This window comes from Arthrobacter sp. P1_B3 (assembly GCF_056406615.1).
In genome coordinates, this window is sequence record NZ_JBFTZV010000054.1 from 1 (window position 1) to 5,164 (window position 5,164).

Below are 5,164 nucleotides of genomic sequence, written 5' to 3' on the forward strand. Positions count from 1 at the left end.
CCCGCGGCTACGACCCCCCGCCATGGGTGCCCGGCCGCTGCGCCGCACCATCCAGCGCGAGATCGAGGACCAGCTCTCCGAGAAGATCCTCTTCGGCGAGCTGCACTCCGGCGACATCGTGGTGGTGGATGTGGAGGGCGAAGGCGACGACGCGAAGTTCACCTTCGCCGGCAACGCCAAGCCGCGCATCCCGGACGCACTGCCCGCCGCAGGCTGATCGGAATACCGCCGCTGGCCACCGCCGGGGTGGGCTGATATCCGGTGGCTCACCGCATTGTCCTGCGGGCTAAGGCTTGCCGGACTCTTTAGGATCTAGCCGCTGCGCTGCTGCCTTGTGGCCAATGCGGCGGTGTGGTTCGTCCGGACCACCCTCTGGAATTCACCGCCACTGGCCCATCTGCCTTTAACAATCCCCGAACGAACATCACAGCCCAGATCATCAAAATTGTATGACTCGGCTTATGCGCCGCAGTTCCTTCCTTACTAGGGCTGCTCGTAGGCTCGCAGCGACAGGGTGTGGCCGCTGCTCTGGTAAGCACCCGGTCAAGATGGGACGATGCATGTATGGGCGAGAACAAGGGGCGCCGTCCGGACCGATCCGCTCCTGACTTCGAGGAAGAACACGAGCAGACGGCCCCTCCAGTCGATCACCGAAGGCCGCCCACGAACCAGATGCGCACCGTTGGCCAGCGCCGCCGCGATGCGGAAGACAAGCTGGAGCACCACCAGCGCGAAGCCCGGAGCAAACCGAAGGACGAGACCGCAGCCGGACAATAACTGGACAACTGGACGCGACCCCAAGGCTGCGCGGCCGCACCACGTGTTCGCACCTGCCAGGGCCCCTGACAGCAAACGCCTGAGGGGTTCTTTCGTCGAACGGATGCCTGAAAGGCAGCAGTGACTGAGATGCACATCAAGGAAGAATGGAACCGGCTCGATCCCGCCACCCAGCAGTGGCTGATGGATAACCCGGGATGCGTGGTCCTGCCACGCACCCTGACGGCCATTATCAACAAGGAAACCGGCGAAAACGCCGACGCCGACGCACACGGCGAAACCGTGCTGACCGGCGAGGACAGGGACTTCATCCAGGCCAAGGCACGCGAAGCTGCGGCCAGACGGACTCCTTCGGACTATCGCTTCTTTGACGCCTCGCAGCCTAACGAATCCCCCGGGTAAACACGGAGTTGCTGCTTCAGCGTCGGCCGGGGACGGCAAAAAATTGCCCGCAGTGGAGTTCAATGCTGACGAAACGGCCGCGCACAGGCTTGCTTAGCCTGTTGTTGCCACCAGCATGGACACGCTGTTGGGCGTGTACCTGCCCCTGCTTCAGGACGCAGCTGAAAGAACCCGCCAGGACTGGGCCCGCTGACAGCCCCGCCCCTCCTCATCTTGGACTGACCCGGGCATGGCCACTCGAGTCTGGCTCCGCAAGGACTCACCTCAAGACGTCAGCCAAGCGTTCGTGCGTATCCCACATATTTATCGGGAGACGCATTGACCTAAGGCTTTTGTTTCTCTTGCGCGGCGGCGAGGATCGGTAGGCGTATCGTCCCGTTGCTCACGTCGCATGCTAACAATAGGCGCGCTGCATGGGCGGAGGATTCAGGCGCGCGGAACTGGATTGTGAGCTAACGCGGGGCTTGCCGCGGCAGCTGGTGCGGGCTTGTCAGGCTGCCAGGACTAGTGATGGGGCCGCGGACGTCGCGTGGCCCGGCGTCAGGATGCTGATCCGATAGTCGCGCTGGAGCGGGTCGGCGTGCACCGGCAGGTGGTGCGACTTTGCGCACCTCTGAAGCTCTCCCATCGCGTCGGGGTCAACGTGTGCACGGGTCACATCCAGTTCCAGCGCCAGTCCGGAGGCGAGTGCGCTGGCGCGCTTGACCACGTCATACAGGCAGCCATGGACGCTCTGAGCCGTCACGTGGCCCTGGACCCTGACGTGGGCCTTGGCGCCGTCGAGGTCCACGCGGACCAGCACCCGCAGCTTCTCGTTCACAAAGTTCTCCGCTCTAAATCGGGGCCACCACGCTGTGGCCCCCGACAACGATAGACGCAATGTGACCTGGATAACAACACCATCCGTGAGTGGGGCGCAACCGTGCTGGCGTCTGCCGACACGCAGGGCGATCATGCCGACTTCCAGGCAGCCGAATTTCGTCAGTACTAAAAGGCGAGCAGCGCCCTACGGTTTGGGTGCGGTGGTCCGGTGGAGGGGAGTTGGGACGGCCAATCGAGGTGTGTACATTGTCCACGCTGCGGGCTCCGGATTGGGCCGTATGTGGATCGGACTGGGCCGTATTCCGCATGTTTCCGGGAGTTCCCATTGTTCGCGGGGCTGGAATGCAGTTCGAGGGGGTCCTTGCCTTAGCATGTGGGCATTAACCCGGGTTGGGTCCTTCTGACGCTTATCGCGGCCTGGTGCCTGGCCGCCGCGGTGGCCTATGAAGTTGTGTGGACGGCGGGTTCAGGGCGCTGGCTGGTGGGCACTCCGCCTGCTGGGATGTGCGGTCATTCGGCCTCCTTTCTGGCCTTCTTGTGTTGGCCGTTGTCGGTCTTGTACCTATTCATGTCGTGGAGTCCTGTCGGCGACATGACCTGCGGGGATTTCTTGGAGATTTTTCTCCGGATTTCTTGTTTACCGGCGGCCTGGGGGAGAGCTTGGTGCCGACTCCGGCTATACCGCCGGCCTACAACCCGCCCACGAGCCAGACTGCAGGCTGTCTTCGCCGCCAAAGACCACATGGCATTGGGCATGCTCCGGGCCTTCCGGGAAAGGGGAAATATAGGGTCCCGAAGACATCAGCCTCGCCGGTTTTGACGACGTGCCCGAAGCCTCGTCCTACGCCCCACCGTCCATAATGCAATCCAGTGCTTTTACCGGGGATCTGGATGCCCGACTCAATACGGCGGCATCTTTCGGTCCTAGAGTCAATGCCCGGACGGCATGAGATTCCGGCCGCAAGAGCACAGAGGACGACGGCGGGAGGTCCCGCCGTCGTCCGCAAACATGGTAGCCAGCGCCGCCCGGCTAGGAGTCCGACTCCGCTTTTTCAGGAGCGATGCCGTAGAAGGGCGTGAACCGACCTCTCGCTCCGGGGGAAATGTTGGAACGGACGATCGAGGCCTTCTCCAGCGCTGCCAGGTGGTATCTGACTGCGCCCCGCGAGGACGCGATGCCGTCGCTGATGTCAGCTACTTTGCTTGCACCATGGCTTCGCAGGTAGTCGATGATTTGTGACTTGATGGGTGCGCTTCTCGCTCTTTCCGTCCGCTCAATGCAGTGCACGTCCATCGGGCTCTGGACTTCAAAGTCAGCGGTCATTGGCGATGGCCTTTCATCCGGTGTGGGGGTCGGTTTGCAGGTTGATAATTGGTTGGCCGACCGGGTGCCGGTCAGTGCCTCGAAACGAGCTCGGGTTGCCGGCTGTCCTCAGTGTCTTGGCCGTCGTCGGAGGTGCCGGCGCGCGACGCCGTGAGGAGGGACGTGGACTTGTCGTGGTTCCGGCCGATGACCGCGGTGGCGATGGCATTTCCTAGGATGTTGGTGGCGGTGCGCCCCATGTCCAGGAGCTGGTCGATCACCAGCAGGACTCCAATTCCGGCGGCGGGGATGCCGAAGGCAGGGACCACGGCGGCGACGACGACGAGTGACCCGCGGGGCACGCCGGCCATGCCCTTGCTGCTGAGCAGGAGCATTGCGGTCATCGCGATCTGCTGGCCAAGGTCCATGTCGATGCCGTAGGCGTTGATCAGGAAGACCGACGCGAAGGTCATGTACATCATGGATCCGTCCACGTTGAACGAGTAACCCAGGGGCAGCACGAAGCCGGTGGTGCGCTTGTCGATGCCGAACTTGGTCAGGCCTTCGATGAGCTTGGGCAGGGCGGCTTCACTGCTGGAGGTGGCGAACGCGATGACCATGGGTTCGCGCACTATCCGGACCAGTCGGAAGGCGGCCCGTCCGAGGAAGGCGACCGCGACGGCGATCATGATCGCCCAGAGTGCGGAGAGGGAGATGTAGAATCCGCCGATGAACGACGCGTAAGTGGCAAACGCGTCGAGACCCTTGGAGGTGAAGGCTGCCGCGATGCCGGCGAAAACGCCGACGGGTGCCGCCTTCATCACATATCCGGTGACCTTCAGCATGACGCCCATCAGTTCGTCGATGGCATCCGCTATGGAGGAGCGGCCCATCTTCCGGAGGTTCAGCAGGGCGATGCCGAAGAGAGCGCCGAAGACAAGGATCTGAAGGGGGTTGTTTTCTGTCAGGGCGGCGAAGACGCTCGTGGGGATGATGTGGGTAACAAACGCCTGGTAGTCGAGGGGCTTCGTTTCCATCCCCGCGCCACCTCCCGGCATCAGGTGGAGCCCGTCACCGACGTTGAGTACATGGGCCGTGATGAAGCCGAAGGCGCCCACCAGGACGGAGGCGGACAGGAACCATATCATCGAGCGGCCAAAGAGCTTGCCCACGCCGGCGGATTTGGCCGCTCCTGCGATGCCGGAGACGAGGGTGGCAAAGATCAGCGGGGCAATGATCATCTTGATGAGGTTCAGGAACATGTGCGTCACGGTGTCGAGGACAGCCACGACAGATTCGCGCGCGTCCACCGGGAGCAGCCAGTGGAAGAGCAGACCGCTGACGATTCCGAACAGGAGCGCTGCCAGGATCCACATCGTTGATTTGTTTTTCATATTCAGTCCTTGGGTAGAGGCCGGGTTGGTGGCCCGGTGCTGGAACGGCCCTCGTCATCGAGTTCCGTTTCTCTGTGGTCGGTCGGGATTTTGGGCACGACGGTGTGCCCCTTGCTCCCTGGTCGGGCGGGGTCGTGGGTGTGCGGCGGTTATTTTCTCAGGTTGGCGAGGCGTTGTGGGCTGAGGAGCTCGGTGAGCTGCTCGGCGGTGAGCAGCCCGTGTTCGAGTACGAGCTCCGCGACGCCCTTGCCGGTGGCGAGGGCTTCCTGCGCGATGGCCGTGGCCGTGGCGTAGCCCAGGTGCGGGTTCAGGGCGGTGACGAGGCCGATTGACTGTTCCACCGTGAGGCGGAGGTGTTCGGTGTTGGCGGTGATGCCCCGGACGCAGCGGGCCGTGAGGGTGCGGCAGGCGGCTTCCAGGTGGGAGATGCTCTTGTGGAGGCTGTGGACGATGATCGGTTCGAAGG

5 protein-coding genes and 2 pseudogenes are annotated in these 5,164 nt (G+C 63.1%); 3 read left to right on the forward strand and 4 right to left on the reverse strand.

The window, feature by feature from the left end; genetic code table 11:
- The 3 genes and pseudogenes from AC1D2F_RS23625 to AC1D2F_RS23635 all read left to right on the forward strand — a co-directional run.
- Positions 1-217: pseudogene (locus AC1D2F_RS23625) on the forward strand (hypothetical protein); the annotation flags it as partial.
- Positions 218-564: 347 nt separating this feature from the next.
- Positions 565-777: a hypothetical protein gene (locus AC1D2F_RS23630; RefSeq protein ID WP_229995620.1), complete on the forward strand. Its 213-nt coding sequence runs from the start codon at positions 565-567 to the stop codon at positions 775-777.
- A 129-nt stretch (positions 778-906) separates the two neighbouring features.
- Entirely contained in the window at positions 907-1,179 is a 273-nt protein-coding gene (locus tag AC1D2F_RS23635; protein ID WP_229995628.1) for a hypothetical protein, read from the forward strand.
- Positions 1,180-1,669: 490 nt separating this feature from the next.
- On the opposite strand, the gene AC1D2F_RS23640 is transcribed toward AC1D2F_RS23635, so the two are convergent.
- The 4 genes and pseudogenes from AC1D2F_RS23640 to aspA form a co-directional block, all read right to left on the reverse strand.
- Complete coding sequence (locus AC1D2F_RS23640) at positions 1,670-1,999, reverse strand: hypothetical protein (protein WP_229995621.1); 330 nt, start codon at positions 1,997-1,999, stop codon at positions 1,670-1,672.
- Positions 2,000-3,031: 1,032 nt separating this feature from the next.
- Positions 3,032-3,325, reverse strand: a complete 294-nt coding sequence (locus AC1D2F_RS23645) for a winged helix-turn-helix domain-containing protein (protein ID WP_476967885.1) — start codon at positions 3,323-3,325, stop codon at positions 3,032-3,034.
- A 71-nt stretch (positions 3,326-3,396) separates the two neighbouring features.
- Complete coding sequence (locus AC1D2F_RS23650; protein WP_229995623.1) at positions 3,397-4,698, reverse strand: dicarboxylate/amino acid:cation symporter; 1,302 nt, start codon at positions 4,696-4,698, stop codon at positions 3,397-3,399.
- A gap of 149 nt (positions 4,699-4,847) precedes the next feature.
- Positions 4,848-5,164: pseudogene (aspA, locus tag AC1D2F_RS23655) on the reverse strand (aspartate ammonia-lyase); the annotation flags it as partial.